The sequence below is a fragment of the Cryobacterium algoritolerans genome, from assembly GCF_004402785.1.
Classification (GTDB): domain Bacteria; phylum Actinomycetota; class Actinomycetes; order Actinomycetales; family Microbacteriaceae; genus Cryobacterium; species Cryobacterium algoritolerans.
In genome coordinates this window covers 1-18,718 of the sequence record NZ_SOFP01000044.1, presented here as the reverse complement: position 1 = coordinate 18,718, position 18,718 = coordinate 1, and the positions used below count along the sequence as shown (strand labels likewise).

Below are 18,718 nucleotides of genomic sequence, written 5' to 3'. Positions count from 1 at the left end.
GCCTGAGCCTCCGCCGCCGCCGCCGGCGGCGCCCCGACCGGCCGCGGCCTGCGCTGCGGCTGCTTCCGCGGCTCGCGCCGCTTCCGCCTGTTGCGTCTTGTAGGCCTCGTCCGCGGCGACCCCGGCCAGAAACGACCGTTCGGTTTCCGCCGTGGAGTTCTTCAGGCTGGCGAGCTGGGCGACGAGCACCCCGGCGGTTGCCGATTGCACGGCCAGCTGCTCATCGGCGGTGCGCTCGGCGGCCGCCGCCGCGGCCGCTCGGCTCTGGGCGGTCCTGGCCAGTCGATCACGCTCGGCGGCCGCCGCGGCCGCCTCCTTCGAGGCGCTCTGAACCACGTTGGCCTGCGCCAGGGCCTCCTGCTGGATGCCGGCGGTCGTCTCGCCGAGGCGCGTCGTCACGCCCAGGCGGTAGAGCAGGTCGGGACCGCCGTCGGCGGAGAGGAGCAGCCGGGTGACGACGCCGACTGATCCGGCCCGGTAGAGCTGTGCCCCGATCCGCCCGAGCTGCACGTTCGCCGCCCGGGTCTTCTCCGAGGCCACGCTCAGTCGAGCGGAGAGCACGGCGGCACGCGCTGCGGCCGTAGCGGAGTCGGCCTGGGCCGTGGCGGCCGCGCCGTTGGCGACGACGGCCGCATCGCCCAGGGCTGCAGCCGTGGCGTGCAGTCCGGACAACAGGGCGGTAATCCGCACGACCGCCGCCTGGGTGGTTGCCGTGGTGCTCCGCGCCGCCTCGACATCAGCCCAGCTCGGATAGGTCTCGTCGGCCCGCGCCTGGAGCGACAGGGACGCGACGAAGAGGGCCACAAGGGCAGCCGCGCCGAGCATCCGCGGTCTCGTGCGCACGCGTCTCCCCCGGGTTCGTGTCGAGCGCCCGGGTCCGTGTGTCGAGCAGTCTTCTGTTGATTCTAGTTCGACGCCGCAGCCGCGCACGGCTGCCCGGACGCCCGTGGCCGGCCCGATCAACGGCCCGGCCACCGACGCTTACGCGACGAGCGCCAGCCGCCGGTCGACCCGGAGGCCGTCACCATCGACGGAGACGGTCACTTTTCCCCCCGACTCCAGTTCGTCGGCCACCAGCAGATCGGCGACGCGGTCGTCGAGCTCACGTTGGATGACCCGCCGGAGCGGCCGCGCACCGTACTCCGGCTGGTAACCGTGGGTGGCGATCCAGTCCACGGCCTCGTCGGTCACGGTGATGCCGATGCCCTGACTGCGCAGGCGGGCCTCGGTCTGGCCGAGCAGCAGCCGCACGATCCGGTGCAGCTGCGGCTGGTCGAGCTTCCGGAACAACACGATCTCGTCGATCCGGTTGAGGAACTCCGGCCGCATGGCCTCACGAAGCTTGCCCATCACGCGGTCGCGAAGCGCCTTCTCCGAGCCGAAGCCGTTGCCGGCCCCATCCGTTTCGGTGGTGAAGCCCAGGGCCCCGCTGCGGCTCGCCAAGAACTCGGAACCGAGGTTCGAGGTCATGATCACAACCGTGTTGCGGAAGTCCACCGTGCGACCCTGGCCATCGGTGAGGTGCCCGTCGTCGAGCACCTGCAACAGCAGGTTGAATACGTCGGGGTGCGCCTTCTCGATCTCGTCGAGGAGCACGACCGAGTAGGGGTTCCGCCGCACGCGTTCGGTCAACTGCCCTGCCTCGTCGTAGCCGACGTAGCCGGGAGGGGCGCCGACGAGCCTGCTCACGGTGTGCCGTTCGCTGAACTCGCTCATGTCGAACCGCAGCATGGCGTCCTGGTCGCCGAAGAGCGACTCCGCGAGGGCCTTGGCCAGTTCGGTCTTGCCGACGCCGGTAGGCCCGAGGAACAGGAAGCTGCCGACGGGCCGGCGCGCGTCGCCCATGCCGGTGCGGTTGCGCCGCACCGCCTTGGCGATCACCGTCACGGCATCGTCCTGCCCGACGACCCGCAGGTGCAGATCGTCTTCGAGTCGGGCCAGGCGCTCGCGGTCGCCGGCGGTGAGCCGGCTGGCCGGGATGCCCGTCGCCCGGGCGATGATCTCGGCGATCTCGGGCTCACCGACAACGGCGTCGGCGATGGCCGGCCCGGATGCCCGGCCGCCAGGGGCGGTCGAGTCGATCTGCTCCTGCAGGGTGTCGATCTCGTCCCGTAGCCTCGACGCCTCCTCGTACTGTTCGGCATCCACGGCCTCGGTTTTCTCGGACTCGAGGGCGGCGCGGCGCTCCTGCAGCCGGGCAGGGTCGGGCCGGGAGCCGAGCTTCAGGCGCAACCGGGCACCGGCCTGGTCGATCAGGTCGATGGCCTTGTCTGGCAGGAAACGGTCGGTGATGTAGCGCGCCGACATCTCGACGGCGCTTCGGATCGCCTCGGCCGTGTAGCGCACGCCGTGGTGCTCCTCGTACCGGCCCTGCAACCCCGTGAGGATCCGCACCGCATCGTCGATGCTCGGCTCCCCGACGCGGACAGGTTGGAAACGCCGTTCGAGCGCCGGGTCCTTCTCGACCGTGCGGTACTCCTTCAGGGTCGTCGCGCCCACCACGTGCAGTTCGCCGCGGGCCAGGCGTGGTTTGAGGATGTTGCCGGCATCCATCGCTCCGTCACCGGCACCTCCGGCGCCGACCACGGTGTGCAGCTCGTCGATGAAGATGATCAGCTCGTCGGTGCGCGCACTGATCTCATCCATTGTCTTGGTCAGGCGTTCCTCGAAGTCGCCGCGGTACCGGGTGCCGGCGAGCATGCCGGGCAGGTCGAGCGCGATCACGCGCTTCTGCCGAAGCTGTTCGGGGACCCTTCCGTCGACGATGGCCTGCGCCAGCCCCTCGACTATCGCGGTCTTGCCGACCCCGGCCTCACCGATCAGCACCGGGTTGTTCTTGGTGCGACGAGACAGGATCTCGATGGTCTGGTCGATCTCATCGGCCCGGCCGATGACCGGGTCCAGCTTCCCGTCGCGGGCGCGCTGGGTGAGGTCGGTGCCGTAGCGCTCCAGCATCGGGGTCTCGGACTCAGTGGCCACGTCAGGCTGCGTGTCGGCCGCGTGGCCGTCCTCCGCCGCGCGGGCACCGGACTGCAGGGACTCCTGGGTGACCCCGGCCGCCGCGAGCACCTGTCCGGCCGGGGAGTCCTGGTTCACGACGAACGCGAAGAAGAGGTGCTCGGGGTCGATGTAGGTGGAGCCGAAGGCGCGAGCCACCTGGTAGGCATCGAGCAGCGCCCGCTGCGCGGACGGAGTGAGCGAGGGGTCGGTGTCGGGGCGCAGCTCGGACTTCTCCGGCAGGCGCTGCTCGGCGGCTTTCGCGATCGCGCCCGGATTCGATCCGGCGCGCCGGATCGCCCCGGCGGAGGGCTCCTGGACCGCCAGGACCCGGAGGATGTGCAGTACGTCGACGTCGGAGTGACCGTGGTCGATCGCGTACCGGGCGGCCTGGGCGAGCACCTCGTGGGTGCGGCGGCTGAGAAGCCGGGTGATGTCGATGGGACGGGCCGACTGGGCGGCGCGCTGGCCCTGCAGGTAGCGGGCAATGAATTCGTCGAACGAACCGCCGTCGGACCCTGCGGGACCAAGGAATGTAGGCATGTGACCTCCTGAATAATGAAACTTGAGTGCCCTTGACTCAACTTAACGTGGGTATCCAGATTTCATTCCCGGGGTTTCCCTTGAATCTGCCGTGACACCCGGGGCGCGATCTGGGCGTCGGCGAGTGTGGTGGACTGGACACACCCGCTCGAGACCGGAAAACAAGGGACCCGATGAAGCTCACCGACATCAATCCGCCCGCACGGAGCTTTTCGCGGTGGCTCACCGAGGAGGAGATCGGCCAGGTGCTCGCCAGCGACCGAGGCTGGCGACTCGCGCCCGACGGCAGCGTCATCGCCGGCAAGCTGCGCAAGACGGTCATCGCCGCATCGCTGACCGAGCTCGGCGCCGCGGCCCTCGACAACCGATGGACGAGCCGCGCTGCCGCTCCGGGAAGCGACGGCAGCGGCCCGACCCACATCATGTGGGGCGTGTTCAACGCCCGCACCGACGGCGACGTCGCCGCCGCTATCGCCGGGCGGTCCTGAATGACGACCCGGCAGGCCGCCGACGGCAGGCGTACCCCGACCACCCTCCCGCGAACGATCGGGCGCTGGGTGCTGGGCGCATTCCTGCTCCTGGCCGGGATCAGCCATCTGAGCTGGAACCGGGAGGCGTTCCTGGCCCAGGTGCCGCAGTGGCTGCCGCTCGACGGCGACCTCGTCGTCATCGCATCCGGCCTGGTCGAGATCACCCTGGGCGGGGCCCTGCTCGCCCTGCCGCGGTGGCGCGTGCCGGTGGGCTGGGTCGTCGCCGTGTTCTTCCTGGCCGTGTTCCCCGGCAACATTTCCCAGTTCGTCACGGGCACAGACTCGTTCGGGCTCAACTCCGACCTGAGTCGGGGCATCCGGCTGGCCTTCCAGCCCCTCCTGGTGCTCTGGGCCCTGTGGTCCACCGGGGCCTGGCGGGACCGGCGGGATTGGCGGGGCTTCCCCGGCTCCCGGACGTCACAAACACACTGAAATCGACATTTTCGCCTGGAGGTCAGGAATCCATATACCCCATGGGGTATCGTGAGGTGACAACTGAACGAGAGGGAGCATCGGATGTGCCGAGCAGTGAAGTGTAAGAAGTGCGGAAAGACAACCTGGGCCGGGTGCGGACAGCACGTCGACCAGGTGATGCGAGGGGTGCCCGGTGCAGAGCGCTGCCGTGGGCACGAGAACGAGGTATCGACCAGGGGCGGGTTCTTCGCCCGGCTGTTCTCAGGCCGCTGAGCCGGCTGCCAAGCCGTCCGCGGAGCCGCCCGCGGCACGCACGACGGCAGAGCGCCGCGCCCGGGCTCAGTAGTCGCTGACCTCCGAACCGGACTTCTCGGCATGCTTGAGCCTGAGCACGGCCAGGTCGATGCTCACGAACACCTCGGTGCGGGCAACCCGCCGGTCTTCGTAGTCCGGGTCCCGATCGTCGATCGCAAGCCGGACCAGCTTCGCGGAGACCGCGGCACGGATCTCGTCACTGGCGGCCCGCTGGGCCCGCTCGACGATGCGGGCCACGTGCCGATCGTCCTCGGCCACCGCCTGCAGGGCGATCGAGAGCCGTTCGTGCACGCGACGCCGAAGCCGAAGCTGGCTGATGTCGCCGTGCTGGTCCTCGGTGAGATCGGTGGTCCACCGGGACCGGGTGAGTGCCTTCCGGAGGCGGCGCACCCGTCGGGCGTAGGAGTCATTCTGCCTAATGAGCACGTCCAGTTCCTTCCGGGCTGCGTCGGCATAGGTGTCCCGGTCGTAGTCGGCATGCTCCCGGAGAGCGCCGATGATGATCTCATTCTTCACCGCCATCCGCACAGCGGACAGCGCGATGAAGAGGCCTTCGTCGACCATCGCGGCAACCTTTGACACATCACGTCCTCACCCGATGGAGTCGAGCCTACCGGGAGGGGCGCCGGCACTCCACTGGGCCGGCGACGCCATCCCGGCTCACCCGTCGGCGGGGACCGGGGATGACAACGCGGTGATGTAGGAGTACCCGGTGCTGTTGTTCTTGGTCATCGACAGCACGAGTTCCATGTGCGGCTCGAGGGCGGTGACCTTGTCGAGCGGCGAGCCGACGATGAGCTGGAAGCCGAGGCCCTTCCAGGCGGCCACGGCCCGGCCGGCAAACTCCGAGTCGGACTTGACGAACCCCTCGTCGAGGAAGACCGGCGCGAAGCGCGGCCGGGTGCGGCTCTCGTCGCCGAGCTGGAACCGGAGGGCTGCGCCGACCACGAACGCGACCAGTTCCTGGGACTCGCCGCCGCTCTTGCCGCCGAGGGATGAGTAGGTGCTCACCTCCGCCCCATCGGGGGCGATCCGCACCGCGGTGATCTCCACATGCTTGCGCACGTCGAGAAGCAGGTCACGCTGCGACTCTGCGCGGGTGCCGCCCTCCGGTCGGCGGATCCGGCTCATGAACGCCTGCAGCCGGGCGAACCGGCTCTCGGTCTGCTCGTCGCTGAAGTCCTCGGTGGAGCCGGAGGAGAGTTTTTTGAGCTCCGTGCGGAATACCGCCTGATCGTCGCGGTGCAGGCGGCGTAGCGAGATCCTCAGGCGGTCCCGGCCCGCGCCGAACGGGAGGGTCGTGAGTATCTCGTTGATCGGCTGCAGCCGGTCCTCGATCTCCTCGATGGCGGTGTTGAACGCGCCGATGAGCGGCACGAGATCCTGGCCGCTCCAGGCGGAGAGCCGGCGTTTCCATTCCTGGCGCCGTTCGTGCAGGCCGAGGGTGTAGACGGCATCGAGGATGTCCCGGTAGCTCGTGTAGGAGTCCAGGGACACGCCGATATTCGGGTCCGGCCAGCGGCTCTGGAAGGTCTCGAAGATTCGCAGCAGCGAGTCCCGGGCGCTCGCGGCGCTGCCTCGGTCCTGGAAAGACTGTTCGGTGAGTCGTTCGCGCAGCCGTTTCACGCCGCTTTCGAACGCGGCCAGGTCGCCTTGGTCTCCGACGGCGGCGAACTGGGCATCGAGGTGCGCGGAATGCTCCACCGACAGGGTGAGGGATGCCGCGGCCCCCATCCGGTCCAGCCGGTCACTCACGGCATCCTGCCGGTCAACGATCTCGGTCTGTTCGGCTCGGAGCAGAACTGCCCGGGCGTCGGACGAGTGCTTTTGTTTCTGGGCGGCGTCGAGCTCGGCACCGAGGCGCTTCTCCTCGTCGCCGAGGACGCGGAGCACGTCGCTGTCGGCCAGCATCCGTTCCGACTCGGCTTCCGTGTCCCGGATCCGGGATTCTGCGGCGGCGACGTCGATGGCCGGCCAGGCTGTGTCGAGCACGAACTGGTGGGCGGTGCGGAGGCCCTGGAGGGAGGCAAGGCGGCCGGCCAGGGCGGATGCCTCCGCGGCGAACGCGTCCACTGTCCCCGTCAGCCGGGCGAGCTCTGCGGCGATCTCGTCGAGCCGGGCCCGGCTGGAGAAACCGATGATGGGCTTCTGGTCGGAGTTCCACCCGTGGGCTCCGCGGTTGCCGTTTCGATTCTGACCGCTCATCGTCACCCGCGGCCCGTCGCCGACCAGGTCGGCAGGGCTTGCGACGCACAGGGCGTCGCGGTTCGACGCCCGCGCCCGATCCTGTACCCAGCCGCTGAAAGGCGAGTCCTTGTAGACGAGCTTGCCGGAGACGAATCGTGGATCGCCGGCCACCTCCCTGTGCTCCCGGAGCGCCACACCCTCGAAATGGATCCTCACCGGGATCCTGAGCGGGTCGATGGCTTCGCCGAGCGCCCGGAGTCGCGTCTCATCGACGAGCATGACCCGCACGACCGAGGCCAGGGTCACCTCGGTGGCCTGACGCCAGGCCTCCTCGCTCGGAGCGACGTCGATGAGTTCCGCCACGAAGGGCAGCTCGGCGGCCGGGATACCGGCGGCCTCCGCAATCATCAGCCGCGCGTTGTGCAGGTGCTGGGGAACCAGACTCTGGCGTCCGGTCAGGAAGTCACGTTCCTGTTTCACGGCACGGATGTGTTCCTCGACCGGATAGGACCGGCGCTGGAGGGCCAGGCGCTCCGTGTCGAGTTCCTTCTCCGCCTTGTCGAACCGGGCCAGGAAGTGCTCGGCCGCACCCTGCGCCCGGCTGAAGTTGTGCCGACTGTCGATCGGGGTGGCCAGGGCCTGGCTGCGCTCGTCGAACCTCGCGCGCTCCGCTGCCACGTCATCGCGCTTGTCGCGGAGCAGGCCGAGCTCGTTCTGCAGGCTGGTGAGGACGTCGCCGCCGTTGTCCCGCTGCTGGTGCTGGATGCCGGCGATCCTGGCCTTGAGGTCCGTCTCGGCGTCGCGCGCCTGGGTCAGCGCCACCTGGTTGTCGCGTCTCTCTGCACCGTTGGCGTCGGCGGCGATCTCGAGCAGTCCCCGTTCGGTCTGCAACTGCCAGAGCACGAAGGGAGTATCGCCGGTGCGCTGCACCCCGAACCTGTCGACGAGGTCGGCCTTCTCGGTCGACGTCTCGTAGACCCGGTGCAGATCGGGCAGGCGCTCGAGCACGCGGGCCTTCTGCGCCTCGGTGACCATGGCCCCGTAAGAACGTTCGAGGTCCTCGAAGTGGTCGACGGCCTTGTCGGCCGCGGTGAAGGTCGCGGGTTCCTCCAGCACCATGGACTTGTAGAGACCGTCGACGGTCTTGACCTGCTGGCCGGCCTGGATCCGGGCGAGCAGGCGGAGCGCCTTCCCGCCCTCGCCGTTGGCGCCGATCCCGAGCCGGGTGTACAGGGTCTGGGCGAACGCGGCATAGGTGTCGAAGACGGCCAGCTCGGGGAAGCGTGCCCTCATGGCCCGTTTGTCGAACCGGGACTCGGTGACCTCCGACAGGTCACGCAGGTCGAGCACGCCGTCGGTGGTGGCCATCTTCATGGTGATGTCGGCGAACTTGTTCCCCCCGCGAGGCACGAAGTAGGCGCGCAGCACGGTGAACCGACGCTGGTTGTCGTCGATGAAGGTCATCGCCACCGCGCCCCAGGTGGACGCATCCGCGCCGCGCAGCACCTGGTCCTGCAGTTGGCCGGTACCGGCCTCACGATTGGAGTCGGTCTTGCCGCGGAGGTAGGTCATCAGGTTGCGCTGGTCGACGCTGCGCGCCCGGCCGGAGCCGGCATCGTTGGAGGCCCCGTTGAAGGGAGTGTCCGACGGCATCATCAACGCCAGGTACGCGTCGAGGAGGCTGCTCTTGCCGGTGCCGGATGCACCGGAGACAAGGGTGGCCTCTCGGGCGAAGGCCACCTCGTGGTGGCCGTGGAAGCCACCCCAGTTGACCATCTGGAAGGACTCGGCGCGCCACTGGGTGGTGCCCTCGGTGAGTCCGTCCACGTAGAACAAGGGGGAATCGCTCATGAGCTGACCTCCAGGCTGAGCAAGATGATCTCGTCGAGAAGGCCCGGCTCGTCGGGCTCGGTGATGTCGTCCGGTACGCCCGGCTCGTCGCCGTTCTGCTCAACCAGCCACTCCAGCAGCTCGCCCAGCCGTTCAACGGGCAGGAGCACCTCGATCACCGCGGAGATGCGGAACCGGTCGGGATCACTCGTCTTCAGCAGCACCCGCGCCTTGGCGAGGCTCTCCACAGCGGCGGCGGCCCTGCGCGCGTCACCGGAACGGTCGGTGGCGTGCTCCGGACGGAAATGAGCCACGTTCTCGATCAGGTTGTCGCGGTCGACGATCACGATCTCGTGGCCGTTCGCCCGCTCGCTGCGGAACCGTTGCCGCAGCATCACCAGCAGGATTGTCTCCTCCCGGGTGTAGGAGACGTCGTGCAGAAGGGTCGGGAACCGATCGCCGCCCTCGGCGACGGCCTGTCTTTTGAAGGCCACCTCGTAGTGCCGGTCGACGTGCAGGTCGAGGAAGACATCGTTGAGGCGGGATTTCAGCAGGCCCTCCGAGCGCAGGAGGGTGCGCCACTCCGCCGGTTGGAGTGCCGCGGAGATGTACCGGTGTTTGAGCAGCAGGACGAGGGTCCTGCGCTGGTCGAGGGTGAGCCCGCCCTCGTCGCCCTCGAACAGGGAGAAACTGTGCGCGTCGCCCTCCTCCCGCGGCTCCTCTTCTGCGGCGCGGTCGTCGGTCCAGGCGTCAGTCATCATCGGGTCCATAGTTCAGGGCGGACAACGCCGCCGTTTTGTCATCGTTCAACATGATGCGTGGCACCTCGAAGAAGCGGCGGGAGCCGTCGGGACGCACGGTTTCGAACATTTCGACGGTGTCGGCCCGGTGCGCAGCGTCGACCTGGTCGGCCCGGTGAACGGCGTCGACCTGGGTCGCGATCTGCAGCATCCCGAGGATCTCCACCGGGCGTCGCATGCTCGCCGCGAGCTCGTTGAATGCGTCGCCGACGGATGCCGCACCGCCGCGAACGAAGGCGCTCACCAGCGCGTCGCGCATCTCGCCGAGGCGCGGTCCACCCTGTTGGCGCAGCTCGTCGAGGCTCGGCGGCTCCGGCGCGTAATCGGAAACGTCCTCGAGAGCTGGCGGGGAACGGTGCCGGGCCGGGTCGTAGAAGCGTTGCCGGAGATGTTCGACCTCGAGGGTGCCCGGCATGAGCTCTGCGGTGACCGTGCTGCGGGGCCCGGCGGTCTGCATCCAGGTCGCGAGTTCCTTGTTGATTTCGCGGAGCAGGCGTTCCAGCTCGCGGTCCTTCACGACGTCGTGGTTGACGATGTGCTCCCGCAGGGTGGTGGTGAGCCCGTTCCGCTGGGTCAGAACGTCGTCGATGCCCTTGCGGATCAGACCGACGGTTCCCATCAGTGCGCGCCGCTCGGTGGCACTGAGTTCGAGGGCAAACGGGTGCAACAGGATGGTCTCGAGGTCGTTCTTCAGGTCGGCGAGAAGCGAATCATTGCGGAGGAGCGTGAAGGCGCCCTCAAAGGCGCGACCTTCCGGGGTCGACGACATCAGGGCATCCGTCTTCGACAGGTACTCGTCGAGCACCTCGCCGATCGGGCGGTCCTCGCTGCGGAAGTCGTTGACGATCTGCCGGTGCATTCCGGCAACGGATTCCTCGACGCGTTTGAAGTCGCTCGGCAACGCCGTGATCAGGTCGATGAGGTTGGCGTAGCTCTCGTGCATCGCCTCGTTCGACACTGCGGCTATCTCGCCACCGGCGGCGAGCCGGTCGCGTTCACCGTGTTTTTCGGCGATCTCCTGGTCCAGCCGACGGATGCGTTCCGCCCGGTCGGGATTGGCCTGGGTGGCGCGGTGGCGCACGGTGTCGACGATGGTGGTCAGGCGGGACTCGCTGATCAGGGCGCGGTCACGGGAGAGGCTCTCGACCAAAAGCAGCGCCTCGAGGGCGTGCGAGGTCAGTGAATACTGTTCCTCGTCGCCCTCTCCCGTCTCCCGGTAAAGCCATTGGTCGTTCATCCACTGCACGCAGAGTGCGCGGCCGTTCTTGCCTGGAACTTCACTGCCGACCGAGCGGAGGTCGGCCAGGTAAGCGTCGACCTGGGCGTGCAGGCGCTCGGCCTGCACGCTGCGGCGGTCCCGGCTGAAGGAGGATTTGAACACGGCCAGCACGAACGGGGCCCACTTGCGATCCAGCAGGCGAAGGGTGGGTTTGTCGAACGCTTCGCGCACCCGCGCCAATTCACCCGCAATTTCACTCATCCTGCAATTGATTATCCCATCCCCTGCAGGGCATCGGACACGGGGCGTCACAGTCGCCGGGCCGCCCCGCCCGATCGGTATTCTGGGGGCATGAAGATGCCAGCGCTCGCCGCCCTCACCCTGCTGGGGGCGCTGGCCCTGACCGGCTGCGCCGCCGGCACCACCACCCCGGTGGCCAGCCCAACCCCCTCCAGCACGGGCTCGACAGCCGCGGCACAGGGAGACACCTGCGCCGGGGTGAGCGTCGTCGTGGACTTCGGCCCGCTCGACGAGGCGACCATCACCGACTGCGCCGCCACCGGCGACGCGGCAAGCGTCGCGGCGAGCAAGCTCGTCGCCGCTGCCGGGGCGACCACCGAAGGGACCGTGCAATACGGCGACCAGGTGGTCTGCCGGGTCAACGGTCGCCCGGCCGCCGACGAGACGATCACGGTCGAGGGAGCGGCGCCGTTCACCGAGTCGTGCCAGGGCATGCCCGCGGCCGCGGCGTACTGGGCGCTGTGGGTCAAGCCGTCCGCCGGTGCTGACTGGCAATACGCGCAGAAGGGTCTCGGCTCCCTGGAGGTGAAGCCGGGCCAGTCCGTCGGCCTCGTCTTCACGACCGGCACCGAAACGCCCACGCCCGGCAGCTGATGTTCCGTTTCCGGCTGGCTCCGCTGCGCGCTGCGGTGATCCTCGCCGTGGGCTTCGTGGTGCTGCGGGTCGGCTACCGGGTTCTATTCGGCGGGGCATCCGGTTCCGGGCTCCTGCTGCTGGACCTGCCGAGGGTTGCGCTGGCCGGGCCGTTCAGCCAGGTCGGCCTGCTCGGGCCGGTCACCGCCGGCGGCCTGGCGAATGCCGCCCTGAGCGCCCTGCCGGTGGCGGCGCTGATCCTCGTCTTCGGGGTACTCAATGCCGTGGTCGACGTGAGCCGGCTCTTCGCCCGCGGCGCCGGGCGCGGTCCGCTGCGAACGGTCTCCCGTGCCCTGGTGATCGCCTGGGCAACGTTCCCGGCCCTGCTCGACTCGGTCAGGCGCGTGCGGGTGGCCGGACGGCTGCGCGGTGAGCGGTCGATCCGTGCCCTGCTTGTTCCCGTCTTCGAACAGACCATCGAGCGATCCCTCGCGCTCGCCGCCTCGATGGAGACACGGGGTTTCGCCGCCGCGCAGGTGGTCGACGGTGTCGGCGAGAGGCCCGTCGTGATGACGGATGCCGCGCTCCGCTTCGGCGACCCGCGGGAGACCGTGCCCGTGGACGGGCCCGATGAGGGTCAGGAGGCCGGCCAGACCGCCGGCCAGGCCGACTGGCACCTCGCCCATCTGAACCTCGAACTCGCCCCGGGCACTCTCACCGTGATCATCGGGGCGACAGGGTCAGGTAAGACCAGCCTCCTGCACAGCCTGAGCGGCCTGTTCCAGCATTTCATCGAGGGCAGCCAGGCCGGCCGGATCATCGTCGGCGGCGTCGACCGCGCCGCGACTCCCCCGCGCGACACCGCCGGTTTCGTCGGGGTGGTCAGTCAGAACGTACGGCTCTCCTTCGTGGCCGAAACCGTGCGGGACGAGATCGGGTTCGCCCTGGCCGTCCGCGGCGTGGCCGCCGTCATCGTGCACCAGCGGGTGCGGGAGATCGCCGGGCGACTGGGGATCGAGCACCTGCTCGACCGGGGCGTTCAGGCGCTCTCGGCGGGTGAGGCGAGCCTGATTGCCATCGGCGCCGCCCTGGTCTGCCGGCCGATCCTGCTCCTGGTCGACGAACCGCTGGCCGACCTGGACGCCCCGGCGAGGCTCCGGGTCTGCCGGCTGCTCGAACGCCTCGCCCACGAGTCAGGGGTCTGCGTCGTCGTCGCCGAACACAACACCCGAGAGTGGGCGGCCGCGGCGGATGCCTGGCTCGAACTGCGTGGGAACAGGGCACACCTGCTCGGTGCCGGCTTCGGTACCGGCGCCGGCGAAGGCCCCGGCTTCGCTCGTGCCAGGCCGCGCCGAGCCGGATCGCCGCTCGACGACGCACCGGCGGCCGCAGGGACCAGGGCGCGGCCGTCCGCGCCAGTGGCACCGCTCGTGAGCATCCGTCACCTGAGCGTTCGCCGCGGGACCGCCGTGGTCGTCGACGACGTGTCCCTCGAGATCGCGGCCGGCGACATCATCGCCCTCGAGGGCCCCAACGGCGCGGGCAAGTCCAGCCTGCTCGAGGCGCTGGCCCTCCCCGCCGCGGGCGGGAGCGTGTTCGTCTCCGGGCGGGACGTGGCGGCGCTCCGCCCCCCGGAACGCCGGGCTGCGGTGGCGTTGGTGCCGGAGCACGTCGACGACCTGCTCTTCGCGACGACCGTCGCCGAGGAGTGCCGCCGAACCGACCGGGCCCGGCACCGCACGCCGGTCGCCGTCGCCGTGCAGCCCACCGCGGCCCGGTTCGCTGCCCTGCTCGGCCTGGATGTCGCCTCGGCGCGGCATCTCCTCGTTCGTCACCCGCGCGATTTATCGGCCGGTGAGCGCCTCTGCCTGGTGATCGCGATCCAGCTCTCGGCGGCGCCTTCCGTGCTGCTGGTCGACGAACCGACCCGCGGTCTTGACCCGGAGGCACGGGCGCTGGTGGGCACCGCCCTCCTGCGTGCCTCCGGCACCGCCTCGGCCGTGGTGTTCGCCACCCACGACCGGGACTTCGCTCGCGACCTTGCCACGCGCACGATCTCGATGAATGCCGCCCGTATCGTGAGCGGCCCGCTCGTGGGGGCACCATGATCCATGCGGGCGGTCGCTGGACTGCCGGGATACTGGTGGGCGGCAGCGTCCTCGCCGCTGCGGGGTTCGCCTGGCCCCTCTTCGCCGCCGCCGTGCCCCGGGACGCCCAGGCTGCCGTTCCGATTGTGGCGTTCGCCCTCGTTCCGGCGCTGGTCGTTGCACTCGCCTTGACCCTCGACCGGGAGATGTACACCGCGAAGACCGTCGCCCTCCTCGGCGTGCTGTCGGCGGTCGGGGCCGCGGTGCGCATCGCGGGCACCGGGGTGGGTGGGGTGGAGGCCGTGTTCATCCTGCTGGTGCTGGCGGGCCGGGCCTATGGGGCGCGGTTCGGGTTCCTGCTCGGGCTGCTGACCATCGCGGTGTCCTCGATGCTCTGGGGCGGCTTCGGCCCCTGGACGCCGTTCCAGATGTTTGCCTGCGGCTGGGTGGGGGCAGGCGCCGGCCTGCTTCCCCGCGTCGGCCGCGCCGGCACCAGGACCAACCCCGCGAGCCGGCTGGCGGCCCGCCTCGAAATCGCTTTGCTGGCCGGGTACGGCATTGTCGCGTCCTACCTGTTCGGCCTGGTGATGAACCTCTGGTTCTGGCCGTTCGCGGTGGGTGGCGGCACCGGGATCTCCTACGTCGCGGATGCCCCGCTGGGCGGAAACATCGCCTCCTTCACCCTGTACACGCTCGTGACCTCCACCCTGACCTGGGACACCGTGCGCGCCGTCACCACTGCCGTGGGGATCGTGCTGGTGGGCCCGGCCGCGCTGTCCGCGCTGGGCCGGGCCCGACTGCGCGGCGCTAAACGGAGAAGTACTTCGCCTGGGGGTGGTGGAACACGAACGCATCCGTCGACTGTTCAGGGTGCAGCTGCAACTCCTCCGACAAGACCACGCCCATCCGCTCCGGCCTGAGCAACTCGACCACCTTGCGGCGGTCCGCCATCTCCGGGCAGGCCGGGTAGCCGAGGGAGAAACGGGCGCCCCGATATTCGAGCTTGAACATGCCGGCCACATCCGTCGGATCCTCCGCGCTGAGGCCGAGTTCGTCCCGCACCCTGGCGTGCCAGTACTCGGCGAGGGCCTCGGTGAGCTGCATGGTCAGGCCGTTGAGCTCCATGTAGTCGCGGTACTTGTTTTCGGCGAAGAGCTTCGCCGTGACCGTGTCGACGTTCGCCCCGGCGGTGACGAGCTGCAGGGCGACGACATCCGTCCGGCCCGATTCGCGCGGGCGCACGAAGTCGGCCAGGCACAGGTGCCGGTCGCGGCGCTGCCGCGGGAAGGAGAAGCGAAGCCGCTCGGTTCCGACGGCTCCGCCGGAGCCTTCGTCTGGCGCGAGCAGGCCCGGCTCGCCGAGCACACCGGACCGGTCATCGCCGTGGTGCAGGATGACGAGGTCATTTCCCTCGCTGTAGGCAGGGAAGTAGCCGTAGGCGACGGAGGCGTCGAGGATTCCCTCGGCGAGGATGCGGTCGAGCCAGTAGCGCAGCCGCGGCCGCCCCTCGGTGTCGACGAGCTCCTGGTAGCTTGCGCCGTCCTCGGCCCGGCTGGGTTTGAGGCCCCACTGCCCCATGAAGGTCGCTCGCTCGTCGAGGAACGCGGAGTACTCGGCCAGGGCGATGCCCCTGACGATCCGGGTGCCCCAGAACGGTGGGATCGGAACCGGGTTGTCGGCGGCCACGTCGGAGCGCGCCGGCATCGCCTCCGGCTCGGTGACCGTGAGCAGGTTGCGTTTGTGAATGCGCTTCTTCAGCGGCGGGAGGCCCACGGATGCCGGGTCGGCGCCGCGCGCGATGGCCACCAGGGGTTCCATCAGGGCCAGACCCTCGAACGCGTCCCGCGCATAACGGACCTGTCCTTCGAAGAGCCCGGCCAGGTCCTCCTCCACGTAGGCCCGGGTGAGGGCTGCCCCGCCGAGAATCACCGGCCACGTCTTCGCCAGCCCGCGCGCGTTCAGCTCGAGCAGGTTCTCCTTCATCACCACCGTCGACTTCACGAGCAGGCCGCTCATGCCGATGACGTCGGCGTTGTGTTCCTCGGCCGCGGCGATGATCTCATTGATCGTCTTCTTGATCCCGATGTTGATCACGTCATAGCCGTTGTTGGTGAGGATGATGTCGACGAGGTTCTTGCCGATGTCGTGCACGTCGCCGCGCACGGTGGCCAGCACCATGGTGCCCTTGCCCGCTGCCGTTGACTTCTCCATGTGCGGCTCCAGCAGGGCGACAGCGGCCTTCATCACCTCGGCAGACTGCAGCACGAACGGCAGCTGCATCTCGCCGCTGCCGAACCGGGTGCCGACCACCTGCATGCCGGCGAGCAGGTGCACGTTGACGATGTCGAGAGCGCTCATCCCGCCGGCGCGGGCGAGGTCGAGGTCACCCTCGAGACCCTTGGCCTCCCCGTCGATGATGCGGCGTTCGAGTCGCTCGCCCACCGGGAGGGCGGCAAGTTCGGCGGCGCGCTCGTCCTTCAGCGCGGCTGAGTCGACCCCCGCGAAGAGGTCGAGCAGGGCGGCGAGCGGGTCGTAGCTGAGGTTGCCCTCTGCGTCGTACTCCCGATGATCCCAGACGAGGTCGAGCGCGACCTTGCGCCGGTCGGCCGGCACCGAGGCCAGGGGCACGATCTTGGCCGAGTTGACGATCGCGGAGTCGAGCCCGGCCTCGGTCGCCTCGTGCAGGAAGACCGAGTTGAGCACCGACCTGGCCGCAGGATTCAGGCCGAAGGAGACGTTGGAGACGCCGAGGGTGGTGTGGATGCCGGGGTACCTGGCCTTGATCTGCCTGATCGCGTCGATCGTCTCGATCCCGTCCCGGCGGGTCTCCTCCTGGCCGGTGGCGATCGGGAAGGTCAGCGCATCGACGATGATGTCCTCGACCCGCATGCCCCACTCGCCAACCAGGGTGTCAACCAGCCGACTCGCGATGCGCACCTTGTGCTCCGCGGTGCGGGCCTGGCCTTCCTCGTCGATGGTCAGGGCGATCACCGCGGCGCCGTGTTCCTGGACCAGGGGCATGATCCGGCCGAAACGGCTCGTCGGGCCCTCGCCGTCCTCGAAGTTGACGGAGTTGACGACCGGGCGGCCACCGATGAGTTCCATCCCTGCCTGCAGCACGGCGGGCTCGGTCGAGTCGACCACGAGCGGGAGGGTGGAGGCGCTGGCGAGCCGGGAGACGACCTGGCGGATGTCCGCCACCCCGTCGCGGCCGACGTAGTCGATGCACACGTCGAGCAGGTGGGCGCCGTCCCGCACCTGGCCGCGGGCGATGTCGACGCAGTCGTCCCACCGTTCCTCGAGCATGGCGTCCCGGAATGCCCGTGAGCCGTTGGCGTTGGTGCGCTCCCCGATCGCCAGGAAGGCGCTGTCCTGGTCGAAGCTCACGTGCTGGTAGAGGCTGGCGACGCCAGGGTCTTCCTCGACAGACTTCGGCGTGATGGGGGTGCCGCGCAGCCGGTCGACGACGGCCTTCATGTGTGCGGGAGTGGTGCCGCAACATCCGCCGACCAAGGCCAGCCCGAATTCCCTGACGAACTGCTCGTGCGCGGTGGCCAACTGCTCCGGCGTGAGCGGGTAGCTCGCGCCGGTGGCGGTGAGCACGGGCAGTCCGGCGTTGGGCATACACATGACCGGCACGTGCGAGTACCTGGAGAGGTGTCGGAGGTGCTCGCTCATCTCGGTCGGCCCGGTCGCGCAGTTGAGGCCGATCGCGTCGATGCCGAGCGGTTCGAGAGCGGTGAGGGCCGCCCCGATTTCACTGCCCATCAGCATTGTGCCGGTGGTCTCGACCGTCACTTCGACGAAGATCGGCAGCCGGATGCCGGACTCGGCGATCGCCTGCTTGCACCCGTTCACGGCGGACTTGGTTTGCAGCAGGTCCTGGGAGGTCTCGATCAGGAAGGCGTCGGCACCGCCGCGGATGAGGCCGATGGCCTGCTCGGCGAACGTCGCCTTGAGGTGGGCATAGGTGGTGTGGCCGAGGCTCGGCAGCTTGGTGCCCGGGCCCATCGAGCCGAGCACCCAGCGCATCCGGCCATCGCGCGCCTCATAGTCGTCGACGCTCTTGCGGGCGATGCCCGCGCCGACGCGGGCGAGTTCCTCGATCCGGTCCTCGATGTTGTAGTCGGAGAGGTTCGACCAGTTGGCGCCGAACGTGTTGCTCTCCACCGCGTCGATGCCGGTGTCGAGATAGGCCCCGTGGATCGCCTCGATCATGTCGGGGCGGCTGACATTGAGGATTTCGTTACAGCCCTCGAGCTGCTGGTAGTCGTCGAGGGTGGGGTTGTGCTCCTGCAGCATCGTGCCCATGGCGCCGTCGGCGATGACGACCCGTTGCTTCAGGGCGTCGAGCAGCGCCTGCGCCCGTGCGGGCCGCACGGCGACCGTGAAGGAAGGCTGCCGCTCGCCGGCCTGGTCACGAGGTTGCGTCATCGGCCCAGCTTAACCGGGCCGGGGCCGCCCGTTTCCCGCATTACGCCGGGCGTCCCGGTCAATACCAGCCGGCCGACTGCGAATGGTCCCAGGCGCCGCACGGCGTGCCGTAGCGACCCGCGATGTAGCCGAGACCCCAGCTGATCTGGGTGGCCGGATTGGTCTGCCAGTCGGCGCCGGCCGAGGCCATCTTGCTTCCGGGCAGCGCCTGCGGAATGCCGGCGGCCCCGCTCGACGAGTTGTAGGCGTTGACGTTCCAGCCGGACTCCCGCGCCCAGAGGCTGACGAGGCAGCCGAATTGGTCGGCGCCCCAGCCGTGCTGCGCCAGCATCAGGTCCCGGGCGATTGCCTGGGCACCGCTCGGGTCTGTCGGCGCAGAGGGCCGGGACGGGGCGGGCGACTTCGCCGGCGCGACGTTGCCGGCCTCCGCGGCTGCGGCCGCTGCAGCGGCCTGGGCCTCAGCGGCCACCTGGGCTGCCGCGGCGGCCG

The 18,718-nt window shown here is 69.5% G+C and carries 13 protein-coding genes; 5 read left to right on the top strand and 8 right to left on the bottom strand.

The window, feature by feature from the left end; genetic code table 11:
• Together E3O19_RS08095 and E3O19_RS08090 are read right to left on the bottom strand one after the other, a co-directional pair.
• The coding region (locus E3O19_RS08095) for a hypothetical protein (RefSeq protein ID WP_134566832.1) at positions 1–843 on the bottom strand (843 nt) is incomplete at its 3' end.
• A 138-nt stretch (positions 844–981) separates the two neighbouring features.
• Positions 982–3,540 (bottom strand): ATP-dependent Clp protease ATP-binding subunit, encoded by a 2,559-nt coding sequence (locus E3O19_RS08090; RefSeq protein WP_134566831.1) that lies wholly within the window; start codon positions 3,538–3,540, stop codon positions 982–984.
• A 173-nt stretch (positions 3,541–3,713) separates the two neighbouring features.
• Between E3O19_RS08090 and E3O19_RS08085 the strand changes: the two genes are divergently transcribed.
• Positions 3,714–4,028, top strand: coding sequence for a hypothetical protein (locus E3O19_RS08085; protein ID WP_134566830.1), 315 nt, complete (start codon positions 3,714–3,716; stop codon positions 4,026–4,028).
• Positions 4,029–4,502, top strand: a complete 474-nt coding sequence (locus E3O19_RS08080) for a DoxX family protein (RefSeq protein ID WP_174776912.1) — start codon at positions 4,029–4,031, stop codon at positions 4,500–4,502.
• A gap of 321 nt (positions 4,503–4,823) precedes the next feature.
• On the opposite strand, the gene E3O19_RS08075 is transcribed toward E3O19_RS08080, so the two are convergent.
• The 4 genes from E3O19_RS08075 to E3O19_RS08060 form a co-directional block, all read right to left on the bottom strand.
• Entirely contained in the window at positions 4,824–5,381 is a 558-nt protein-coding gene (locus E3O19_RS08075) for a hypothetical protein (RefSeq protein WP_134566829.1), read from the bottom strand.
• Between the two features lie 78 nt (positions 5,382–5,459).
• Positions 5,460–8,837, bottom strand: a complete 3,378-nt coding sequence (locus E3O19_RS08070) for an ATP-binding protein (protein WP_134566828.1) — start codon at positions 8,835–8,837, stop codon at positions 5,460–5,462.
• Complete coding sequence (locus E3O19_RS08065; protein ID WP_166804517.1) at positions 8,834–9,577, bottom strand: DUF4194 domain-containing protein; 744 nt, start codon at positions 9,575–9,577, stop codon at positions 8,834–8,836. The genes E3O19_RS08070 and E3O19_RS08065 overlap by 4 nt, the downstream gene beginning before the upstream one ends.
• A complete protein-coding gene (locus E3O19_RS08060; RefSeq protein WP_134566826.1) occupies positions 9,567–11,096 on the bottom strand; it encodes a DUF3375 domain-containing protein in 1,530 nt (509 codons plus the stop codon). The genes E3O19_RS08065 and E3O19_RS08060 overlap by 11 nt, the downstream gene beginning before the upstream one ends.
• Positions 11,097–11,186: 90 nt before the next feature.
• Between E3O19_RS08060 and E3O19_RS08055 the strand changes: the two genes are divergently transcribed.
• From E3O19_RS08055 to E3O19_RS08045, 3 genes are read left to right on the top strand one after another with little or no spacing between them, the layout of a single operon-like run.
• Positions 11,187–11,729: a hypothetical protein gene (locus tag E3O19_RS08055; RefSeq protein ID WP_134566825.1), complete on the top strand. Its 543-nt coding sequence runs from the start codon at positions 11,187–11,189 to the stop codon at positions 11,727–11,729.
• On the top strand, positions 11,729–13,816 hold the full coding sequence (locus E3O19_RS08050) for an ATP-binding cassette domain-containing protein (protein ID WP_134566824.1): 2,088 nt from the start codon (positions 11,729–11,731) through the stop codon (positions 13,814–13,816). Before E3O19_RS08055 ends, E3O19_RS08050 begins: the two co-directional genes overlap by 1 nt.
• Positions 13,813–14,715 (top strand): ECF transporter S component, encoded by a 903-nt coding sequence (locus E3O19_RS08045; RefSeq protein WP_134566823.1) that lies wholly within the window; start codon positions 13,813–13,815, stop codon positions 14,713–14,715. The genes E3O19_RS08050 and E3O19_RS08045 overlap by 4 nt, the downstream gene beginning before the upstream one ends.
• Here the strand turns inward: E3O19_RS08045 and metH are convergent.
• The gene (gene metH / locus E3O19_RS08040; protein WP_134566822.1) at positions 14,603–18,229 is read right to left on the bottom strand and encodes a methionine synthase; all 3,627 of its coding nucleotides are present in this window, start codon (positions 18,227–18,229) and stop codon (positions 14,603–14,605) included. The two genes, E3O19_RS08045 and metH, sit on opposite strands and share 113 nt — an antisense overlap.
• Before the next feature lie 58 nt (positions 18,230–18,287).
• Positions 18,288–18,718 (bottom strand): aggregation-promoting factor C-terminal-like domain-containing protein (locus E3O19_RS08035; protein ID WP_134566821.1); only part of this gene is annotated, 431 nt, incomplete at its 5' end.